This window comes from Streptomyces phyllanthi (assembly GCF_009377205.1).
Classification (GTDB): domain Bacteria; phylum Actinomycetota; class Actinomycetes; order Streptomycetales; family Streptomycetaceae; genus Streptomyces; species Streptomyces phyllanthi.
The window spans coordinates 1-20,008 of sequence record NZ_VJZE01000136.1 but is presented as its reverse complement, the minus strand read 5'-3'; the positions used below and the strand labels follow the sequence as shown (position 1 = coordinate 20,008).

Annotated in this window: 18 protein-coding genes and 1 tRNA gene; 4 read left to right on the top strand and 15 right to left on the bottom strand. The window is 72.3% G+C overall.

The window, feature by feature from the left end; all coding sequences use genetic code 11:
* On the top strand, nucleotides 1-1,025 hold a 1,025-nt coding region (locus FNH04_RS20335), incomplete at its 5' end, for a cytochrome P450 family protein (protein WP_152786274.1).
* An 81-nt stretch (nucleotides 1,026-1,106) separates the two neighbouring features.
* Here FNH04_RS20335 and FNH04_RS20330 read toward each other — a convergent pair.
* Nucleotides 1,107-2,141 (bottom strand): YihY/virulence factor BrkB family protein, encoded by a 1,035-nt coding sequence (locus tag FNH04_RS20330; protein WP_152786272.1) that lies wholly within the window; start codon nucleotides 2,139-2,141, stop codon nucleotides 1,107-1,109.
* A 108-nt stretch (nucleotides 2,142-2,249) separates the two neighbouring features.
* Here FNH04_RS20330 and FNH04_RS20325 point away from each other — a divergent pair, with 108 nt between their 5' ends.
* The gene (locus FNH04_RS20325; RefSeq protein WP_152786270.1) at nucleotides 2,250-3,320 is read left to right on the top strand and encodes a zinc-dependent alcohol dehydrogenase family protein; all 1,071 of its coding nucleotides are present in this window, start codon (nucleotides 2,250-2,252) and stop codon (nucleotides 3,318-3,320) included.
* Nucleotides 3,321-3,323: 3 nt separating this feature from the next.
* On the opposite strand, the gene FNH04_RS20320 is transcribed toward FNH04_RS20325, so the two are convergent.
* Nucleotides 3,324-4,934 carry an alpha-amylase family glycosyl hydrolase gene (locus tag FNH04_RS20320; protein ID WP_152786268.1) on the bottom strand — a complete coding sequence of 537 codons (1,611 nt, stop codon included), beginning with the start codon at nucleotides 4,932-4,934 and terminating at the stop codon, nucleotides 3,324-3,326.
* 53 nt (nucleotides 4,935-4,987) lie between these two features.
* On the opposite strand from FNH04_RS20320, the gene FNH04_RS20315 reads away from it, so the two are divergent.
* A complete protein-coding gene (locus tag FNH04_RS20315) occupies nucleotides 4,988-5,743 on the top strand; it encodes a class I SAM-dependent methyltransferase (RefSeq protein ID WP_152786266.1) in 756 nt (251 codons plus the stop codon).
* 262 nt (nucleotides 5,744-6,005) lie between these two features.
* Here FNH04_RS20315 and FNH04_RS20310 read toward each other — a convergent pair whose 3' ends face one another.
* From FNH04_RS20310 to FNH04_RS20250, 13 genes are all read right to left on the bottom strand, one after another.
* A complete protein-coding gene (locus FNH04_RS20310; protein WP_152786264.1) occupies nucleotides 6,006-6,827 on the bottom strand; it encodes an alpha/beta fold hydrolase in 822 nt (273 codons plus the stop codon).
* A gap of 281 nt (nucleotides 6,828-7,108) precedes the next feature.
* Nucleotides 7,109-8,296, bottom strand: a complete 1,188-nt coding sequence (locus FNH04_RS20305; protein ID WP_152786262.1) for a vWA domain-containing protein — start codon at nucleotides 8,294-8,296, stop codon at nucleotides 7,109-7,111.
* 11 nt (nucleotides 8,297-8,307) lie between these two features.
* Nucleotides 8,308-9,519, bottom strand: a complete 1,212-nt coding sequence (locus FNH04_RS20300) for an AAA family ATPase (protein ID WP_152786260.1) — start codon at nucleotides 9,517-9,519, stop codon at nucleotides 8,308-8,310.
* Entirely contained in the window at nucleotides 9,516-11,309 is a 1,794-nt protein-coding gene (locus tag FNH04_RS20295) for an ankyrin repeat domain-containing protein (RefSeq protein ID WP_152786258.1), read from the bottom strand. The genes FNH04_RS20300 and FNH04_RS20295 overlap by 4 nt, the downstream gene beginning before the upstream one ends.
* Complete coding sequence (locus tag FNH04_RS20290) at nucleotides 11,306-12,439, bottom strand: leucine-rich repeat domain-containing protein (RefSeq protein WP_152786256.1); 1,134 nt, start codon at nucleotides 12,437-12,439, stop codon at nucleotides 11,306-11,308. The genes FNH04_RS20295 and FNH04_RS20290 overlap by 4 nt, the downstream gene beginning before the upstream one ends.
* 109 nt (nucleotides 12,440-12,548) lie before the next feature.
* Nucleotides 12,549-12,621: transfer RNA gene (locus FNH04_RS20285), tRNA-Cys, on the bottom strand.
* A 232-nt stretch (nucleotides 12,622-12,853) separates the two neighbouring features.
* On the bottom strand, nucleotides 12,854-13,186 hold the full coding sequence (locus FNH04_RS20280; protein ID WP_152786254.1) for a CHAT domain-containing protein: 333 nt from the start codon (nucleotides 13,184-13,186) through the stop codon (nucleotides 12,854-12,856).
* 20 nt (nucleotides 13,187-13,206) lie between these two features.
* The gene (locus FNH04_RS20275; protein WP_152786252.1) at nucleotides 13,207-14,361 is read right to left on the bottom strand and encodes a serine hydrolase domain-containing protein; all 1,155 of its coding nucleotides are present in this window, start codon (nucleotides 14,359-14,361) and stop codon (nucleotides 13,207-13,209) included.
* Nucleotides 14,362-14,461: 100 nt separating this feature from the next.
* Nucleotides 14,462-14,875 (bottom strand): nuclear transport factor 2 family protein, encoded by a 414-nt coding sequence (locus FNH04_RS20270; RefSeq protein WP_152786250.1) that lies wholly within the window; start codon nucleotides 14,873-14,875, stop codon nucleotides 14,462-14,464.
* 16 nt (nucleotides 14,876-14,891) lie between these two features.
* Entirely contained in the window at nucleotides 14,892-15,860 is a 969-nt protein-coding gene (locus FNH04_RS20265) for an acetylxylan esterase (RefSeq protein WP_152786248.1), read from the bottom strand.
* A 123-nt stretch (nucleotides 15,861-15,983) separates the two neighbouring features.
* Nucleotides 15,984-17,603 (bottom strand): solute symporter family protein, encoded by a 1,620-nt coding sequence (locus tag FNH04_RS20260; RefSeq protein ID WP_194236746.1) that lies wholly within the window; start codon nucleotides 17,601-17,603, stop codon nucleotides 15,984-15,986.
* On the bottom strand, nucleotides 17,597-17,953 hold the full coding sequence (locus FNH04_RS20255; protein WP_152786244.1) for a DUF485 domain-containing protein: 357 nt from the start codon (nucleotides 17,951-17,953) through the stop codon (nucleotides 17,597-17,599). Before FNH04_RS20255 ends, FNH04_RS20260 begins: the two co-directional genes overlap by 7 nt.
* A gap of 485 nt (nucleotides 17,954-18,438) precedes the next feature.
* Nucleotides 18,439-19,023: an Rv1733c family protein gene (locus FNH04_RS20250; RefSeq protein ID WP_152786242.1), complete on the bottom strand. Its 585-nt coding sequence runs from the start codon at nucleotides 19,021-19,023 to the stop codon at nucleotides 18,439-18,441.
* Nucleotides 19,024-19,374: 351 nt separating this feature from the next.
* Between FNH04_RS20250 and FNH04_RS20245 the strand changes: the two genes are divergently transcribed.
* The coding region (locus FNH04_RS20245; RefSeq protein WP_152786240.1) for a universal stress protein at nucleotides 19,375-20,008 on the top strand (634 nt) is incomplete at its 3' end.

Genomic DNA, 20,008 nt, shown 5'->3' with positions numbered 1-20,008 from the left:
AGGGACGGGTGGGCGCCGGATGGCCCCTGCTGACCTTCGCGACCGTACGGGGGATGACCACCGCCGACGGCGACGACCACCGGCGGCTGCGGTCGCTGGTGAGCAAGGCGTTCACGGCGCGCAGGGTCGAACAACTGCGGCCCGGGATCGAGGAGCTGACCGTCCGGCTGCTCGACGGCCTCGCGGCGGCGGCCGAGGAGGGTGGCGGCGTCGCCGATCTGCGCCGGCACTTCGCGCTGCCGCTCCCCATGGGCGTCATCGGTCAGCTGCTCGGCGTCGGGACCGAACACCTGGACGCGCTGCACCACTTGTCGAACCGGATCGTGGCCACGGACCTCGCCCCCGAACAGGTCGTCACCGCCAACCGCGACCTCGTGTCCCTGCTGGCCCGGATCGCCGCGGACCGGGCCGAACGACCCGGCGACGACCTGACCGGCGCGCTCATCGCCGCCCGAGACGAGGGCGGCGACAGGCTCAGCCAGGAGGAACTCATCGGCACCCTGCTGCTGATGATCGTCGCCGGGCACGAGACCACCCTGAACCTCATCACCAACGCCGTACGGGCGCTCTGCGGACACCGGGACCAGCTCGACCTCGTACGGGAGGGGAAGGCGAGCTGGACGGACGCCGTCGAGGAGACCCTGCGCTGGGACGCGCCCGTCAGCTACTTCCCCTTCCGCTATCCCGTCACGGACCTGACGGTCGACGGGACCGTCATCCCCAAGGGGACGCCCGTGCTGGCCGGTTACTCCGCGGCGGGGCGGGACACGGCCGTGCACGGCCCGGACGCCGACCGGTTCGACGTGACGCGGCCCGGGCGGCACGGAGCCGTACGGCACCTCTCGCTCGGGCACGGCGCCCACTACTGCCTCGGTGCCCCACTGGCGCGCCTGGAGGCCACGATCGCACTGGAGCGGCTGTTCACCCGCTTCCCCGACCTCGACCTGGCCCTTCCCGAGAGGCAACTCCCCCGTCACACCGGCTTCGTGGGGAACAGCGTACGGGCGCTTCCGGTGCGCCTCTGAGCAGTGCACGGGCCGGTCCCGAACCGCGTGACGAGGAGGCCGGGCACCCCGGCCTCCTCGTCACGCGGTTCGGGAGCGCGCTCAGGAACCGAGCCGTCGCCGGTCCTCCTCGTCCCACGCCCGGGTGTCGCGCGGCTCGACGTACGGTTCCTCGTCGGCCGGGTGACCGCCCGCGACGGCGCGCTGGCGGGCCAGCTCGGCGTCGAACTCCAGGCCGAGCAGGATGGCCAGATTGGTGATCCACAGCCACAGCAGGAAGACGATCACGCCGGCGAAGGTGCCATAGGTCCTGTTGTACGAGCCGAAGTTCGCCACGTACAGCGCGAACCCCGCCGAGGCGATCATCCAGATCACCAGAGCCAGAAGACTCCCCGGCGTGATCCAGCGGAAGCCGCGGACCCGCGCGTTGGGCGTCGCCCAGTACAGGATCGCGATCATGATCGTGACCAGGAGCGCGAGGACCGGCCACTTCACGATCGACCACACCGTCAGCGCCGTGTCGCCGATACCCAGCGCACCGCCGACCTGGCGGGCCAGCGCACCGGTGAACACCACGATCACCGCACTGATCATGGTGAGGACCATCAGGACCACCGTGACACCGACGCGGATCGGCAGCACCTTCCACACCGGACGGCCCTCGGGGATGTCGTAGACGGCGTTGGACGTGCGGATGAACGCCGCGACGTAACCGGAGGCCGACCACACGGCGAGGACCAGGCCCACGACCGCCATGACCGATCCGGTCCCGGCGTTGCCCTGCAACTGCTCCACCGCGCTGCCGATGACATCCCGCGCGGCGCCCGGCGCGAAGGTCTGGATGTTGTCCAGCACCTGCTGGCTGGCCGACCGGCCGACGATCCCGAGGAGCGACACGAGCACCAGCAGGGCGGGGAACAGCGAGAGCACCCCGTAGTAGGTCAGTGCCGCGGCCCGGTCGGTGAGCTCGTCGTCCTTGAACTCCTTGAAGGTGCCCTTGAGCACCGCTCGCCAGGACTGTCGGGGCAGGTCGGACGGCTCGTCCGGCGCACGCCGCTCCGCCTGCTCGTCCGGCCCGGCGCGGCTGTCCCGCACTGCCTCGCCGTGCTTCCCGTGCCGTTTCATCGTCCGTGCCATGGAAGAACGGGTATCCGGGCTCACCTCACCCATGCAAAAAGTGCCCTAAGTCAGCTTTGTGCGTTTGATGGAGCTAGGTACAACGGATCTGGGAAGGTGGGGATCGTCATGAAGGGCTTCGTCTTCCACGGCCCCGGACAGGCCTCCTGGGAGAGCGTTCCGGACCCTGGGATCAAGGACCCCACCGACGCGATCGTGCGCGTCGAAGCGGTCACCGTCTGCGGGACGGATCTGCACATCCTCAAGGGCCACGTGCCCGAGGTGGAGCCGGGGACGGTGCTGGGGCACGAGGCGGTCGGCGAGATCGTCGAGGCGGGCCGCGAGGTGCACGCCGTGCGGCCGGGGGACCGGGTCCTGGTCTCCTGCATCACCGCCTGCGGCCGCTGCCGCTACTGCTGGGAGCGGACCTACGGCCAGTGCCGGGGAGGCGGGGGCTGGATCCTGGGCCACCTGATCGACGGCACGCAGGCCGAGTACGTCCGCGTTCCGTACGCCGACCTGTCCGTGCACACACTGCCGGGTGCGCTGGACGGCAAGGACGCGGTGCTGCTGGCGGACATCTTCCCCACCGGCTACGAGGTGGGCGTGCTCAACGGGCGGGTGCAGCCCGGAGACACCGTCGCCGTCGTCGGCACGGGCCCCGTCGGCCTCGCGGCCATCGCCACGGCCCAGCTGTACGCGCCCGAGCGGGTCGTCGCCGTGGACATGGCGGCCACACGCCTCGACGCCGCCAAGGGGCTCGGCGCCGATGCCGTGGCCGACGCCCGCGAAGGCCCCGAGCAGCTGATCGAGGACCTCACCGACGGGCTGGGCGCCGACGTGGTCATCGAGGCGGTCGGCACACCGGAGACCTTCGAGCTGTGCACGCGCGTGGTGCGGCCCGGCGGGCACGTGGCCAACGTGGGCGTGCACGGGAAGCCCGCGACCCTGCACCTGGAGGAGCTGTGGAGCAGGAACCTGACGATCACCACGGGTCTCGTGGACACCTACTCCACCCCCACCCTCCTGCGGATGGCGGCCGCCGGCCGGCTGCCCACCTCGCCGCTGGTCACCCACGCCTTCCCGCTGGACTTCATGGAGGAGGGCTACGACGTGTTCGCCCGCGCCGCCGACACCGGCGCCCTCAAGGTGGTGCTCGGCGAGCCACAGCACGACGTCCTCGCCGTACGGGCGACCTGATGATCACTCCCGCCTGAGCGCGGCCCCCTGGTGTCCGAGGTCGAAGATCCCGTACCCGAAGCCCCGGGCGGTGATCGTGCCGCCGTCGAGCTCCACGCCCGACACCTCCAGCGGCCGGGCGCTGCCGGAGGCGTACGCGCAGCTCGTCTCGTTCCGCTGCGGGTTGACCACCACCAAGTACCGCCCGCCCCGTACGTACACGAACGGGTAGCCCGCGTGCAGCACCTCCACCGAGCCGTCGGAGCCGAGTTCGGGTGTGGTGGTGCGCAGGCGGACGAGGCGGCGTACGAAGTGGAGGAGGGAGGTCTCGTCGGACCGCTGGGCGGCGACGGTGGGGCGGTCCGGGGCCGGGTCGACCGGCAGGTACAGCTGGTCGGCGGGCGCCGTGGAGAAACCGGCGTTCTCGGTGTCGTCCCACTGCATCGGTGTGCGCGAACCCGCGCGGTTGTAGCGGGGGCCGAGAACGCTGCCCTCCTTGTCGGGCAGACCGTCGGCATAGCGCATGCCGATCTCGTCGCCGTAGTAGATCGCCGGGAGGGTCGGCCAGGTGAGCTGGAAGGCGAAGGCGGCGGGGAGCTGCTCGGCGGTGCGCGGGCCGCAGTTGAGGCGGGAGAAGTCGTGGTTCGCGGTGGGCAGGGAGACGAACCCGCTGCCACGGGTGGCGGTGGAGGCCTGCCGCCAGGCATCCAGGAACGGACGGGGCGAACCCCTGCCGCTCGGGTCGAAGAAGCAGTCGAGCGGGTCCCAGTTCTCGTCGACCGTGCCCTCGCCGTTGCTCCACAGCGAGCGCATGGCGAGGCCGTCGGTGGGGCCGCCGAACTGGAGGAAGAAGTCCACGTGGAAGCCCGCCGGTACCGACACCTCGGGCTCTCCCCACTCCGACAGCAGCACGGCCCCCGGATGGGCGGTGTCCAGCCAGTCGCGCAGCTCGGACCAGAGCCTGGAGGTCTCCCGCCGGCCCGGGTCGTCCTTGACGAGGGACGAGGCCATGTCGACGCGGAAACCGGCAACGCCCAGACGCAGCCAGTGGTCCATGACCGAGCGGAGGGCCTCACGGTTGGCACGCGGGCCCTCGGCGTCCACGGACTGGCGCCACGGCTCGGCCGGGTTCTCGCGCGCGTAGCCGAAGTTGAGGGCGGGCTGGGAGTCGAAGAAGTTCGGGAGGTACGAGCCCGGGCGGCTGCCGGGGGAGGGGACGAACCCGTCGGGGCGGCCCTCGGGCGCCCAGATGTAGCGGTGGTCGTCCGGGTCGTCGGCGGACGCCGTGAACCACGGGTGCTCGTCGGAGGTGTGGCCGGCGACCAGGTCCAGCAGGACGCGGATGCCGTGGCGGCCGGCCTCGTCGACGAGTTTGCCGAGCTCGTCGTTGGAGCCGTAGCGGGGTGCGACGTTCAGATAGTCGGAGACGTCGTACCCGGCGTCGCGGAACGGCGAGACGAAGCACGGATTGAGCCAGACGGCGTTGACGCCCAGCCAGGCCAGGTGGTCGAGGTGCCCGGTGATCCCGTTGAAGTCGCCGATGCCGTCGCCGCCTGAGTCGGCGTACGACTGCGGGTAGATCTGGTAGAAGACGGCGTCTGCCAGCCAGGAGGGGGCGGGACGGAACGAGGTCATGCTGTGACGATAGGTGACCACGCGTGCCGGGCGCTGCCCGTAAGCTGAAGTCGATGTTCACTTCGCAAGGTCCCAGCCTCCGAGAGCTGGCTGTGCAGGCGCTCTCTTCCGTGGAGCGCGGATACGACCTGCTCGCGCCCAAGTTCGATCACACTCCGTTCCGTACGCCCGCCCCGGTCCTCGAAGCGGTGGAGCGGGCGCTGTGCGCGACGGGGCCCTTCGACCACGGGCTCGATCTGTGCTGCGGCACGGGCGCGGGAATGGACGTCCTGCGCGCGGTGTGCCGGGAGAGCGTGACCGGGGTCGACATCAGCGCGGGGATGCTGGCCGTGGGGAGGGAGCGGGCTCCCGGGGAGCCGCGCCTTGCCGGACCGCGGGTCGGGTGGGTGCGCGGTGACGCCCGCGCCCTGCCCTTCGGCCCGGTCTTCGACCTGGTCGTGAGCTTCGGGGCGTTCGGGCACTTCCTGCCGCGCGAGCTGCCGGGCCTTTTCGCGCAGGTCCACTCCGTGCTGCGGCCGGGCGGACGCTTCGCGTTCCCGCTGCCGGCGCCCGCGCCGCCGAGCTCTCCCTGGTACTGGGCGCTGCTGGGCTTCGACGCGGCGATGCGGGTGCGCAACGCGGTCTGGCGGCCGCCGTTCGTCATGTACTACAGGGCGTTCCGGCTCGGTGACGTACGGCGCGAGCTGGTCCGGGCGGGGTTCGACGTCGACCTGTACCCGCTGTCCGAGTTCGGACGGCGCCCCGACGGAAGCCCGCGCTGCCGCATGCTCGTGGCGACCCGCCGAGCCGACGCCCCGGCTTCGGGCTGACCTCCGGCGCGACCGCGCCGGGCCTGCCTGTTCGCCCAGCGGGCGTCAACGTGTCGCTCTCTCCGCCGACTTGGTCAGGGATACCACCTTGTCCGGCGCCCTAGGTGGGACATCCGCCCTCGGTGGGACATCGCCCCGTGGGACGAGTCCACCCCGAGTCGGGCCTGGCCGCCAGGCGCTGCGCGGGCGGCGGCGGTTGCCACCGTTGGGCACGGCGGCGGTCGGCGGCTGACGAAGGTGGCTTCTGCGCACGGGGTCAGGGTCAGGTCCTGATGAAGTCGAGAAGGTCGGCATTGAAAGCCTGTTCGAAGTCGCCCGTCAGACCGTGCGGGGCGCCCGGGTAGACCTTGAGCGTGGCGTCCTTGACGAGCTGTGCCGTCTTGAGGGCCGAGGCCGCGATGGGCACGATCTGGTCGTCATCACCGTGCGCGACGAGCACGGGCACGTCGACGCGGGCCAGGTCCTCGGTGAAGTCGTTCTCGGAGAACTGCTCGACGCAGTCGTACGCCCCCTTCAGCCCGCACTGCATGCTCTGCAGCCAGAACTCGTCGAGCTTGCCCTGCGAGACCGTCGCGCCCACCCGGTTCGCGCCGTAGAAGGCCGCGCTGAGCTCCCGGTAGAACTGCGAGCGGTCCGACTCGACGCCCGCGCGGATGGCGTCGAACGCCTCGACCGGTGTGCCCTCGGGGTTGCCGTCGGTCTTCAGCATCAGCGGGGGCACCGCGCCCAGCAGCACCGCCTTGGCCACCCGCGCCGTCCCGTGCCGGCCCATGTAGCGGACCACCTCGCCGCCGCCGGTCGAGTGGCCCACGAGGATCACGTCGCTGAGGTTGAGCGCCTCGATGAGCTCGGCCAGGTCGTCGGCGTACCGGTCCATGTGGTTGCCCCGCCACGGCTGCGCGGAGCGGCCGTGCCCGCGCCGGTCGTGCGCGATCGTCCGGAAGCCGTGCTCGGCGACCAGCCGCGCCTGCCTGTCCCAGGCGTCGGCGTTGAGCGGCCAGCCATGACTGAAGACGACCGGTTGCCCGCTGCCCCAGTCCTTGTAGAAGATCTCCGTGCCGTCGGAGGTCGCGAAGGTACCCATGAGTGCGGTCCTTTCCGAGAATCATGTTCAGACATGTTCAGGAAAGAAAGGTATGTGGCATATGGGGGTCGCGCGCTCGGCGTGTGGCAGCCGGGTGTGCCTCGCTCCACGGGCCGAGGCGCTTCTGCTGTGCGTTGCGTCCTGCATGGACATGGCGGACCGCCGCGTGGTGCAGCGGAGCCGGCAAGCGGAACCCGGCTCGTGGCCCTGAGCGTTGTCGGTGCCCCTGTCGGGGGAGCCGGAACCGGCGATGACCGCCGGGGTACGTCGGGCTCCCGGCGTCAGGTGGGAATGCGTACGGTCTCCACCCAGTTCGGGGGCTGTGACGCGGCGGAGCCGATCAAAGCCGCGATGACGCGGCAGGGTGGGTTCTCCTCGGGCCAGGGGGTGAGTCCGTCGGTGAGGACGACGACGATGCTCGGGCGGTCCCGCGTCGCGAGCGCTGCCGCGATGCCGACGCGCATGTCCGTGCCGCCACCGCCGCCGAGCGTGATCTGCTCGGTGGCCACCACGCGGGACACGGCGTGCACGTCGGCGTCGCACGCGAGCACGGTCACGCGATTACCCCGTACACCCACCTCGCGCAGGACGCCCGTCACCTCCGCGAGGGCGGCGGCCAGTTCGGCGTCACCCATCGAACCGGAGGTGTCGATGACGACGGCCACCCGCGGCAGCGGGCGGCGCAGGCTCGGCAGGACGACGCCGCGCAGCGCCGGGGTACGGCGCGAGGGGCGGCGATAGGTGTAGTCGACGGCTCCGCCGGCCCATGCGGCGGCTTCCCGGACCGCGCCGGACAGCGCCCGCCGCCAGTCCACCGTGGGTTCCAGGACCTCCTCGGCCCAGCGCTGCCAGCCCGCGGGCAGGGTGCCACGGGCGCGCTGATGGGCGCGCATCGCCTCGGCGGTCTGCCGCCGCAGGGCCTGCGCCTCGACCTCGCCGAGCCGCGCGGGGCCGGCGGACTCGGGGAGTTCCCAGGGGGCGGGCCGGCCGTGGGCGCCCGATCCGCAGTCCGGCGCCCGCACGTGCGGCGGCAGCCGGTCGAGGTACACCTCGAACAACTGGCCCTCGGGGAGGCCGAAGAGGCGGGGCTCCATACGCCCGTCGGGCAGGCGCAGGCCGTCAGCGAGTAGGTCGTCGTTGATCTCGCAGTCCTGGGCGACGTTGACGCGGTGCCAGTCGCGCTGGGCGGCGGCGGGGAGCCGGTCGGCCCGGCCGTGGTGGTCGCGCAGCAGGTGCGCCGCCTCGTGCACCCAGACGCCCGCGAGCTCGGGCACCGGCGTCGCGTCGACGAAGGCAGGGGACACATAGCAGCGCCAGTGCCGGTCCACCCCCATCGTCCGGACCTCTGTACTCGGAACGACGGTCAGGGCGTACAACGCCGACGCAAGGTACGGCCGGTCGCTCGCCGCCCGGTAACGGGCAGCGAGCAGTTTGGTCATGTCCAGGTCGCGGCGGGAATCCTCCGTCATCCCCGCACACCTCACCGGCTGCGGCCGGACAGCGCACCGGACATCCGCAGCAGGTCCAGGAACCCGTCGATGCCGGGCGGTACCGGCCAGTCGAGGTGCCGCATCGCCGCGAGGTCCGTGGCGGCCCGGGCGGCCACGTCCGGTACGCCCGCGTCCACGGCCTTCGCCAGCACCGCCCAGCCCGCCTCCCACCGGGGCCGGGTGAGGTCGCTCTGGATGGCGGCGACCACCGCGATGAGGAACGCCAGCTGCCGGTCGCCGCGTTCGGGCAGGGCGAAGGCGTCCGGATCGGCGAGGACACGGTCGGGGTCGGGCAGATCGAGGTGTTCGAGATACGACAGCAGCTCGATGCCCGCGCCGTCCCCGACAGCGCCGGTGAGCGCGGCGGCCAGCGCCTCGCGGCCGGCGCCGGCCGCGTATCCGGCAGCGAGCAGCTTGAGTGCCATCTCCCAGGTCCGAGGAGACGGCCAGGACCGGCCCCGGCTCTCGGCGTCACCGGGGATGTGGTGGACCAGGCCGGGCCGGGCCGTGAGGAAACCGGAGATCGCGCCGCGGGCCCGTGCGACCGCACCGGGCACCTTGGCGGCATCGACGACGGGCACGGTCACCTCCGGCCAGGTGCCGGCCATGCCGCGGGCAACCGTCCGGGGGTCGTGGGTCCACTCGAGGTGGACGAACCGGTTGGCGAGCGGTGGGCTGAGATGCCAGCCGTCCGCCGCGCTGGAAGGCGGGTTCGCGGCGGCGACGATACGCACCGCCTCCGGCAGGACCAGGCTGCCGACCCGTCGTTCGAGCACCACCCGCAGCAGCGCCGCCTGCACGGCCGGCGGTGCGGAGGACAGCTCGTCGAAGAAGAGCAGGCCCTGCCCGGCCCGGGCGAGACGGACCGCCCAGTCGGGCGGGGCCATCGGCACACCGGTCACGGCCGGGTCGTCACCGACGACGGGCAGTCCGGCGAAGTCGGAGGGCTCGTGCACGCTGGCGATGACCGTCTCCAGCGGCAGGCCGAGCCCGGCGGCGAGCTGCTCCAGGCCGGCCGACTTGCCGATGCCCGGCTCTCCCCACAGCAGCACGGGCTGATTGGCCGTCACGGCGAGGGCGAGCGCCTCCAGCTGGGGGTTCGCGGCGGGCTCGGTCCGTCGTGTGCGCAGCCTGCGGTTGAGGTCGTCCGCGGCCGCCAGCGGGCCGGACGGCGCGGCAGGGGCGGTACGGTCGGTGCTCAAAAGGGCAGCTCTTCCTCGTCGTCGGGGTTGTCCTCGGAGTACTGCTCCTGCTCGTCAAGCCATTCGTCCCACCAGTCGGCGCCGACGCCTGGATGCTCCTCCTGGACGCGTTCCCGGAGGAAGGCCAGGTCGGGCCGCTTGTACCGGCGGACGAGCTGGGCGAGCGACAACTCGGACTGGTCGATCACGTCGAGCCGCGCCCCGGCGGCGACGAGCGCCTCCACCAGTGCCTTCGAACCGAGGTCGTTGACCGCCACGAACAGCGGCGTACGCTCCCTCCGGTCACGGGCCTCGAGGTCCAGCCCCTCCGCCAGCAGCCGCGGCAGCAGCGCCTCATGGTCGAGAAGGTTCAGTACGTGGAGCAAGGTGCGCCCGGAGGCGTCCCGCACGCGGGGATCCACACCCGCGTCCAGGAGCTCCAGCACGCCGGGGGTGTCACCGTGCTGGGCACGCAGGAACAGGTCGTGGCGTTGCGCCCGCAGCGCCTTCGGCAGGCGGCCTTCTCCGGAGGTCCACGTCTGCTCCACGGCGAAGCATCCGGCGACGGCACCGCCGAAGGCCCGCATGGCGCGTTCGCGCTGCTGTTCCTCGTCGCTGTGCGGCACGTGCAGCAGGCCGCCGGGCCGGAAGGCCACCTCGTGCCATTCCCCGCGGCACCTGACCCGCACGGGTGCGGGAGCCGTCGGCCGCGGCGGGCCGACCGGGCCTTCCGGGACCTGGAGGGCCGGGAACAGAGCCTCGCGGACGAGCGGATGCAGATGCTCTGGCGCGAGGCCCCCGACGCGCATCAGGTCGAGGTCGGGGAGCCTGCGCCACAGGGCCTCGGCGAGGAAGGGCTCGCCCTTGACGTCGTCCCGGTCGACGGCTCGCGTCAGCAGCCCGCCGGTGTCCGTGGGCTCCAGCAGGACGAAGGTCCGCCAGTGCGCGGCGATGAGGAAGCGGTCGGCCACGCCCTCGGCCGTCTGCCGGCGGATTTCCGGCTCCAGGCGGGTGTGGTTGAGCGCGATCCCGCCCAGGAGCCCCTCCGGGTCCGCGCGGTACCAGCCCGACTTCTGCGGGGGTGTCAGGTCCAGCTCGATGCGGGCGGCGGCGAAGGCTGCGTGTGTCTCGCCGTTCTGGTGCAGCAGCGTGGCCCACTCGGCCCGCGCCGCCGGGTCGCCGTCGCCGGGATCGGCCGCCGGCAGTTCGTCCGTGCCGCGTGGGGTGGCGTCGGCGTGGAAGAACGGTGGCCTCTCCGTGCCGCCACCGCACCGTTCACGCAGTTCGGCGGCGTGCCGTGCGTCCCACAGGTGTCGCGCGGACCGCCAGTCCTGCGTGGTCCGCCCGAAGACGCCTGGGGCCCGCTCGTCCGTGACCGTCCCGAAGCGCAGGGCGATCCGCTGCGGTCCGTCGATCATCGCAGGAGTGGTGATGTGCAGGTACGGGGTGGCCCGGCGGCCCTCGTCCGGTGCCTTCGGGTGGTGGCGCGCGAGGACGACCGTCGTGTCCGTGGCGAGCGTGGTCCGCCCGCCGAGCATGCGCGGCAGGTGCCAGCGCAGCAGGTCGGGGGCGAAGTGGCGGAGGTCGTCCTCCAGGGCCGCGGCGACGTCGTTGCCGCAGCGGTCGGCGACATCGGACAGGTCGAAGGTGACGTCGACGTTCGCCGCCGCGCAGGCACCGCGCCAGTCACCGGCCACACGGCACTCGGTCGCACGCTCGATTATCCAGCGGGGCACCGCGTACCGACGGATCCGACGTCGGCTTGCCGCCTCGTCCGGGCGGAAGCAGCGGAGTTCGCTACGAGAGCTCAACGGTAGACACTCCCTATCGCGCGCATGTCGGGATGCGTCCTGCCGACGGGCCTCAGACGCCGGGTGAAGGACCGCTTCACCTTGCGGGGCAGGCCGGGCCCCAGACCGACGTACTCCAGGGGCGAGTTGTCGGGCACCGCTGCCAGCAGTGTCTTCGCGCCCCGGCCGGTCAGGCCGGTGTGCCGCAACTCCAGTCGGCGCAGTGGGCTGCCCGGCAGGGCGGCGGCCAGCGCGTGGGCGCCTTCGTCGCCGGTGGTGTTGGCGGGGGCGTGGAGGCTGCGTTCCGACGGTGGCCGGCCCAGGTCGAGTGCCTCGATCCCTCCGAGGGAGCCGGCGAGGGCCCGGGCACCGACGGGGCCGATCCCGTTGCCGCCGAGGCCGAGGCGCACCGGCCGTGCGGGGTCGGCCGCGGCGGCGAGGATCGCGGCGCCTTCGTCTCCGAGGTGGTTGGCAGAGAGGTACAGCTCGCGCACACCCGCCTCACGGATCAGCGCCGCCAGCAGCGGGGCGGCGTCGGCAGTCAGGCCGTTGCCGCCGAGGAAGAGGCGCTCCACCGGGCTGGGCCGGCTGGTGAGGGCGTCGAACAGGGCCCGCAGACCGTCGGTGGTCAGACCGGTGTTGACCAGGTCGAGGGTGCGCAGCGTGGTGTTGCGGCGGAGCATCGCGGCGAGTGCCCGGGCGCCGTCGTCGCCCACCGGGTTGCGCTTGAGCCACAGGGCACGGACGGCGCCGTCCGTCGTCAGCGCGTCGGCGAGCGCGGTGACGCCCTCCGGGCCGATGCGGTTGCAGCCGAGGTAGAGCGTGTGCAGGCCATGGCCGTCGACAAGCGCGTCGGCGACCGCGCAGGCTCCCTCGTCCCCGATGGCGTTGGTGCCCAGCAGGACATGCGCGGCGTGCGGAGAGGCGGCGGCGACGGGCATCAGCCGGGTGGCGCCGACCGCTCCGAGGCCCTGCTTGCACAGGTCGATACGCCCGTCCGCGCGCACGGTACCGAGCAGGAACGTCTCGTCGTCCTCGACCGGCTGCCCGGACCGCAGCCGGTCGAGCAACGGCTCCAGACCGGCGGGATCGCTGATCGGGATGTCCGGATGCTCGATCGCGGGGCAGCGTACGGGTGTCGGCTGCGTCATCACCACTCCAGCGGTCCATCGCCGGTGCCCGGCTCACCGAGAGCGGCATCGCCCTCCGCCCGCCCAGGACGAACCGACGCCAATCGACTTTCCTCCACGACAAGGGCGGCAAGACTGGTCGGATTCGAACCGACGTCCTCCAGCTTGTTGCTTGGGCGCGACGACCTCTGCGCTACAGCCTTGCCGCGGAGATCATAGCGGCTCTCGCCTTTGTGTTCGGACCCGGTTGGTCCCGGCCCGAGGGCGAACGGCCGGCACGAAGCGGCAGGTACCGTCGGCGGCACATCTCCGGCCGGGCGGTCGGCCGCTCCGTGTGGGGCGCAACCCCGCTGAGGTTCGGCCACTGGGCGCTGTACGGCTTCTTCTTCGGCGACTCGCCGTGCGTGTCCGTGCGGCGGACGCCGTGCCGGATCGTCAGCCCCGGCCGATGTGCATCAACCCCGCCCACACGCTCGGGTTCATGGGATCCCGCAGGGCGTGCAGGGCCGTGTGCAGGGCCAGCGCCCCGGGATGGCCGGGTGCCGCGGCGTCGCGGTAGAACTCCTTCGCGGCACGTACGGCGAAGGCGTCCGCGAGCGGCCAGAGGGAGGCGACCACATCGGAGAAACCGGCGAGGTGGAACACGGCGCCGACGTGCAGTGCCTCGCTCGGCAGCCGGTGTCCGCCCAGACCGGTACCGCAGGCGGACAGATAGGCCAACGCCGCGTCGTCCAGCCGCAGCCGGGAGATCTCGGTCGGGGCCACCATGCCGGCCGGGCAGCGCCCCCTCACAGCGCGCTGTACAGCGCCTCCACGAGTGCCGTCTTCCGTGGGTCGTCGGCGATGTGCGGGCCCATACGGTTCATGACGTAGCCGAGCGAGACCCCCGCCTCGGGGTCGGCGAGACCGCAGGAGCCGCCGTAGCCGTCGTGGCCGAACGCCCTCGGGTTGGGCCCGTACGAGCCGCCGGGGCCGCTGAGCCACAGCCCGAGCCCGATCTCCGTATCGCGCCCGAGCCCGGCGCCGAGCACCAGGTCACGGCAGGCACCCTGCCCCTCGCGCACCCGCTCCGCCGCCTCCGGCGACAGCACCCGGTGCCCGCCCCACGACCCGCGCCCGGCGAGGATCCCGTACAGCGAGGCGACCGCCCGTGCCGTGCCGTGCCCGTTGGCGGCCGGGATTTCCGCGGCCCGCCACCGCGATGTGTTGGCCTCGGCGGCTCCGACCATCGGGTTGGCGAGGGCGGCGATCGCGGCGGGCGACAACTGGGCGAAGACCGCGGCCTGTTCACTGGCGTCGGCGACCGGTGGGTGCACCAGCTCCGCCACCCGGCCGGACTCTTTCTCCGGCAGCCCGATCGTGAAGTCGATCCCGAGCGGCCCGGTCACCTCCCGCTCCAGGAACGCCCCCGGCAGCAGCCCCGTGATCCGCCGGACCACCTCACCCACCAGGAATCCGAACGTGAACGCGTGGTACCCGGACTCCGTTCCCGGCTCCCACCACGGCTCCTGGGCCGCGAGGCGCCCGACGGTCAGCTCCCAGTCGCAGAGCTGCTCGAACGAGTGCGGCTCACGCGGCCCGGACAGACCCGAGCGGTGCGACAGCAGATGCCGTACGAGCACACGCTCCTTGCCCGCCGCGGCGAACTCCGGCCAGTACGCGGCCACCGGCGCGTCCAGGTCGAGCAGCCCGCGGTCGGCGAGGACGTGCGCGCACAGCGAGGTCGGCCCCTTGGACGTCGACCACACGTTGACCAGGGTCTCCCGCTCCCACGGCCGGGTGCGCGCCGCGTCGGCCCAGCCGCCCCACAGGTCCACCACGGTCTCGCCGCCGAGCGTCACGGCCACCGCCGCGCCCAGCTCGCCGCGGCCTTGGAAGTTGTCCTCGAACGCGGTGCGCACCGCCTCGAACCGTGGGTCGCAGTAGCCGTGAACCTGGGACATGAGCCCTCCGTCGTACGTCGCGCGGGAGACCCGGAGGCGACTCCGGGCCACCCGAACATACCGACTGGTCGGACAGGAGGGAAGGTGTCTGCCCTCCGGGCTAGCCGATGAACAACGGCCCGGCCGGCTCCTGGTGGCCCGTGACCGTGTGCCAGTAGTCACGGGACTCCACGGCCAGCCCCTCCGCGTCGAACCGTACGAAGACGCAGCCGGCGAGCGTCGACGGCCGGCCGTCCTCCTCGGTGTCCTCGGCCAGCACCCGGAACTCGGCGACGGCGAGGCCGTCCTGCCCGATCACGGGCGGACCGAAGCGGACGTCGGCCACGCGCTCGCCGGTGAACGACCAGCGGAGGTAGGCCGCGAGTTCCGCGCGCCCCCGGTGCGGCGCGCGGAAGGGCATCGAGCGGTGGACGCAGTCCTCCGCGTACAACTCGAGCAGGGCGTCGACGTCGTGTGCCGCCCACGCCCGCTCCCAGACCCGGACGAAGCGCCGGGCGGCCTCGGCCGTCTGCATGTGGTCCCCGTGTCCCTCAGAGGCGCGCGGCCAGCCACTCCAGCTTGGCCGCTTCCTGGAACGGGCCGCCGCCCTCGTGGTCGTTGAACTCGTAGACCTCGATGCGACGGTCGTCGTGTGCCCAGGCGTTGAAGGCCGCGAAGACCGTCGAGGGCGGGCACGTCTGGTCCTCCAGGGCCGCCGAGAACAGGGCGGGTGCCCGGCCGCGCGCGGCGAAGTGGACCCCGTCGAAGTAGGCGAGCGTGCGCTGGACCTGCTCCGAGCGACCGCGATGGGTCTTGAGGTAGTTGCCGATCTCCCGGTACGGGTCGCGGTCCGTCAGCGTCGTCGCGCGCGGGAAGTCGCACAGGAACGGCACGTCCGGAGCGACCGCGGCCAGGTCGGGCACCAGACCGCCGACGGCGATGCTGATGCCGCCGCCCTGGCTGGAGCCGACGACCGCCGTCCTCGCCGCGTCGGCCAGCGGGTGGGAGCGGGCCGCCTCCACGGCCCGTACGGCGTCCGTGAACACCCGCCGGTAGTAGTAGTTCTCGGGGGCGTCGACGCCACGGGTCATGAAGCCGGGGTACGCGGGGGCGCCGCCCACCGGGTCCGGTGTGTCACCGCCTCCGCCCCAGGCGCTGCCCTGGCCCCGGGTGTCCATGACGAAGTGCGCGAAGCCCGCCGACGCCCACAGCAGATGGGTGTGGGGCAGGCCCCGGCCGCCGCCGTACCCGATGAACTCGACCACCGTGGGACGCGGGGTGTCCGCCCAGGCCGGCAGGATCAGCCAGCCCTTCACCGGGTGCCCGCCGAACCCGGCGAACGTGACGTCGTGGACCTTGACCGTCTTCAGATGCGTCTCGACCGGTTCGAAGTGGGCGTCGAGGTCGTGTTCGCGGGCCTCCTGGAGCGTTTTCGCCCAGAACGCGTCGAAGTCCCCGGGTTCCGTTGAAGCGCTTCGATAACCGCGAAGCTCGTCCAGGGGCAGGTCGAACAGGGCCATGTATGTCCACCTCGGAGGTCATGGATGCGGATGATCACACCGTACGTGCGCCCGCCGTGCGCCGCCAGAGCCGGGCAGTCCCTTCCGGACACCCGGCCCCGCGGCCGTCCCCGGCCCGACGTCTCAGCCCTGGTCGGTGCCGACCAGGGCGCGGACCTGGAACTCGTCGAACGCCGAAGTGCCTGTCGCGGCCGCGGCGGGCTCCTCGCGCCCGCCCGCCAGGGAGCCGAGCCAGCCCAGCAGGAAGCCCGCCGGGATGGACACGATGCCGGGGTTCTGCAGCGGGAACCAGGCGAAGTCCGCGTCCGGGTACACCGAGGTGGGGTGCGAGGAGATGATCGGGGAGAACACCACGAGCAGCACCGAGCACAGCAGTCCGCCGTACAGGCTGAGCAGCGCGCCACGCCCGGTGAAGCCGCGCCAGAAGAAGCTGTAGACGATCGTCGGCAGGATGGCGGACGCGGCGATCGCGAACGCCAGGAACGCCAGCGTGGCCGTGCTCGTCCCCCACGACAGCAGGGCCAGCATCATGCCCAGGACGCCGATGACGACCGCGGCGAGCCGGGCGACGGCCAGCTCCTCCGTCTGTTTCGCCTTCCCCTTGCGGATCACTTCGCTCCAGAGGTCGTGGGCGAGCGAGGAGGCCGCGGCGAGCGTGAGCCCGCCGGCCACGCCGAGCAGCGTGATGAAGGCCAGGCTGGACAGGAGCGCCTCGAGCACGGCGCCGCCGAGCTGGTGCGCGAGCAGGAGGATCGCCGCGTCACCCCTGGGGTCGACCTCCGCGATCTGCTCCCGGCCCACGATCGCCGTGGCACCCAGGCCCAGCACGCCCGCCATCAGGCAGACGAAGCCGACCAGTCCCACGGCCCACACCACCGAGCCGCGCAGGACCTGTGTGGTGCGCGGGGCGAGCAGTCGCATCATGATGTGCGGCAGCGCGGCGAGCCCGAGCACGATGGCCAGTTGCAGGCTGAAGAAGTCCAGCTTGTTGGCGGTGGTCCCGCCATACCGCAGCCCGGGGCCGAGAAATTCGTCGCCCAGGTTGCTGTTGTCGGCGGCGGAGGACAGGAGCCTGTCGATGTTCCAGCTGAAGTGCTGCATCACCATGACGGCGGTGATCCCCACCCCGGCGACCAGCATCACGGCCTTGACCACCTGGATGGTCGTAGCACCCGGCATACCGCCGATCGCCGCGTACACCACGACTATGGTGCCGATGACCACCACGCACATCGCCCGGGCCGTCCTGCTCGGGTCGCCGATGAACTGCGTCAACAGGGCGACGCTGCCTACGAGCTGGGCGACCAGGTACAGGAGGCACACGACCAGCGTGCACAGGGCGAGCGCCAGCCGGACCGATCGCTGTCCGCGCGGCAGCCGTAGTGCCAGGGTGTCGCCCAGGGTGAACTTGCCGGAGTTCCGCAGGGGTTCCGCGATCAACAGCAGCACCATCATCCAGGCGACCACCGTGCCGCCCAGTTGGAGGAGACCGTCGTACCCGGTCAGCGCCACCAGTCCGGTACTGCCCAGCAGCGTCGCGGCGGACAGGTAGTCACCGCACATCGCGAGCCCGTTGCGCAACGGCGACATGTCGCGGTTGCCGAGGTAGAACTCGCTGATCTCGTCGTGCTGCGGGGCCGTCAGCAACACTGTGAACAGGGTGACCACGACGACGGTGATGAACAGGACAAGCGTCAGCTGCAGGCTGAAGTCGTCGACGACGGCCGCCGCTTGCGTCACCACGTACGGAACCGCCTTCCGGCCGGGACACGGGTCTGCTGCTGTTCCCGCTGGCGCTGCTGGGCGCGCAGCCGGCGGACGGTCGGGTCGATCCGCTTGCTCATGTGCCGCGTATAACGCCAGGCCGCCACGCCCATGACGACGAACTGGGCGAGTCCGAGGGTCAGTCCGACGGTCAGATGGCCGACCAGCCGCAGGTTCATCAGGTCCGGAGCGAAACTCGACAGCAGCACGTACGACAGAAATCCACCGGCCGCGAGAAGGACTGCCACCGTGCCGAAGGAGCCATAGGCGCGGCGCATTGCATGGAATTCGGGGTCGTGATGTATCGCCTGCGGGCCGGGGGGTTCCATTCCTGTGGGGGGAGGTGAGGGAAAACCACCATGCAGCGGTGGATTCTGGGACATCAGCACCTTCTTCGCTGCCTCATGTCGCGTACGTGACTCCGCCGAGCCGGGAAAAGTTCCGCAAGGGCCGCCGACAAGGCCGGGAACCGCGATTTCCTGCGAACCGTGGGGGAAGGGAGAACGGAGTACAGGAGTATTGCAGTGCGGCCGTTGGAGCATCAACAGCCTCGCTGAACGGAAAATGCACCTCTCCGGATATCTGCGTCGGACATCCGAAGACAGGGCATCGGTGACTGCTCCGAGAACACGGACGGCGCCCCCGGTGCGATCAGCGTGAGCCACAGCCTACGGAGCGTCGTGATCCCTCACAACCGCTCTCTATGCACGCCGAGTTCGGATGAAGTGAAGATCGCGAACACCGATTCCGCGCGGCGTCCGCGCAGAGTCCTTCAGGCCCGGCTCGCGCCCCTGAGGACTGCCGCCTCGGCGGCTCAGGCCCAACGGCGCGCCCACTCGGGCCCCGTGCGGGCCCACTCCCGCTCCCACTCGGCCAGGCGGTGCCGGAGGAACACACGGCGTACGGCGAGGCGCCCCGCGAGGACGACGGCGACGGCTCCGCCCGTGGTGCACGCTCCGACCGCCAGCGCGTGCTGCACGACCGCCGCGCCCGTCAGGGGCGGGTCGACGCTACGGCCGCGGGGGTCCAGCCAGACGTCGGTGAACTCACCGCGCCGGGTGCCCGCAGGCACCCGGGCCACCCCGGTCCGGGCGTCCTCGCCGGATTCGGTCCAGCGTGCCCTCACATGGTGCGTGGGCTGCCGGTCGCCCCGCGCGGCGGGGGCCGCGGGCGGGGCGTCGGTCACCACCACGCCACGCACCCGGTGCAACTCGGCCCGCTGCGCCGCCACCTCGGAGCGCGCGGCCGCGTGCGCCCACGAACCCGCGGCGACCCCTGCCAGGGGCGCCCCGACGACGAGCAGGACCGTGGTGACGAGAGCGGCCCACGCCTCGACCACGTCCGAGCGGCGGCGCAGCGGATTGGCGCGCCAACGCCAGCCACGCACTCGGGTACGCATCTCCACCTCCCTCTGCCGGCGCCCACCGGCGCGTGCCCCTTCCGCGGCCCCGTACGACTGATCCGCGCCCCCTGTGGAACCCGCGTACCGAGGACCGTGCACGTGTCCGAGGAGGAGCCCCATGACGCAGCGCCGCGCCGCCCCACCCGACGCGCACCCGCTCGCGAGGCGCCCGAGCGTTTCCGTACCCGGCGGCCTCACCGGGCGTCCGCCGGGCGCCGTGACCCGCGTACGGCGGGCCTCGGGGTCCCGGGCGACGGTGCCCGCGGTCCCCCTCTGCCGCCGGAGTTCCCAGTGGGATCACCCCGAAACCCGGGCCCCCGCGCCACCGGCACCGGAAAGGCAGGGGCCATGATCTCCGGCACCCGCACCGTCACCGCGGGCATCGACGGCTCGCGCACCAGCCTCGACGCCGCCGACTGGGCCGCCCGCGAGGCGGAACGGCGCCACCTCACCCTGCGGCTGCTGCACGCGGGGGCCGAACAGCCCGCAGCCCGGCCGCACGCATCCGAACCGTCCACAGCCGAAGCGTCCGCGACGGCGCCACCGGGCCCCGGCCTTCCGGCCGACGGCACGCTCGACCGCGCCGCGATCCAGCTGGCGTACGCCCACCCGGCGCTGCCCATCGTCGCCGACCGTACTGCGGCGCCTGCGGTCACGGCGCTGATCGAGGCGGCGGCGGAGGCGGAGGAACTGGTGCTCGGCTCACGGGGTTCCACCGGCTTCGCGGGGTTCCCCGTCGGCTCGGTCGTCCTCGCCGTCGCGGCCGGCGCCGAACGTCCCGTCGTGGTGGTGCGTGCGGGCGAGCTGCCCGAGGACGAACGGCTGCCCGTCGTCGACGGCACCTCGCCGCACCACGCCGCCTACCTGCCGGTTGTCCTCGGCCTGGACCTGGAGCGTCCGGCCGACGAACTCCTCGGCTTCGCCTTCGACACGGCCGCGACCCGATCGGCACCCCTGCACGTGGTGCACACCCGGCCCGCCC

Excerpts from the sequence above, each read along its gene's own strand:
- FNH04_RS20280 (WP_152786254.1), bottom strand. The coding sequence starts at position 13,186 with ATGGTGGCCCCGACCGAGATCTCCCGGCTGCGGCTGGACGACGCGGCG.
- FNH04_RS20320 (WP_152786268.1), bottom strand. The coding sequence starts at position 4,934 with ATGACCTCGTTCCGTCCCGCCCCCTCCTGGCTGGCAGACGCCGTCTTC.
- FNH04_RS20330 (WP_152786272.1), bottom strand. The coding sequence starts at position 2,141 with ATGGCACGGACGATGAAACGGCACGGGAAGCACGGCGAGGCAGTGCGG.
- FNH04_RS20275 (WP_152786252.1), bottom strand. The coding sequence starts at position 14,361 with ATGTCCCAGGTTCACGGCTACTGCGACCCACGGTTCGAGGCGGTGCGC.
- FNH04_RS20305 (WP_152786262.1), bottom strand. The coding sequence starts at position 8,296 with ATGACGGAGGATTCCCGCCGCGACCTGGACATGACCAAACTGCTCGCT.
- FNH04_RS20315 (WP_152786266.1), top strand. The coding sequence starts at position 4,988 with ATGTTCACTTCGCAAGGTCCCAGCCTCCGAGAGCTGGCTGTGCAGGCG.
- FNH04_RS20310 (WP_152786264.1), bottom strand. The coding sequence starts at position 6,827 with ATGGGTACCTTCGCGACCTCCGACGGCACGGAGATCTTCTACAAGGAC.
- FNH04_RS20290 (WP_152786256.1), bottom strand. The coding sequence starts at position 12,439 with ATGACGCAGCCGACACCCGTACGCTGCCCCGCGATCGAGCATCCGGAC.
- FNH04_RS20250 (WP_152786242.1), bottom strand. The coding sequence starts at position 19,023 with ATGCGTACCCGAGTGCGTGGCTGGCGTTGGCGCGCCAATCCGCTGCGC.
- FNH04_RS20270 (WP_152786250.1), bottom strand. The coding sequence starts at position 14,875 with ATGCAGACGGCCGAGGCCGCCCGGCGCTTCGTCCGGGTCTGGGAGCGG.
- FNH04_RS20265 (WP_152786248.1), bottom strand. The coding sequence starts at position 15,860 with ATGGCCCTGTTCGACCTGCCCCTGGACGAGCTTCGCGGTTATCGAAGC.
- FNH04_RS20325 (WP_152786270.1), top strand. The coding sequence starts at position 2,250 with ATGAAGGGCTTCGTCTTCCACGGCCCCGGACAGGCCTCCTGGGAGAGC.
- FNH04_RS20255 (WP_152786244.1), bottom strand. The coding sequence starts at position 17,953 with ATGGAACCCCCCGGCCCGCAGGCGATACATCACGACCCCGAATTCCAT.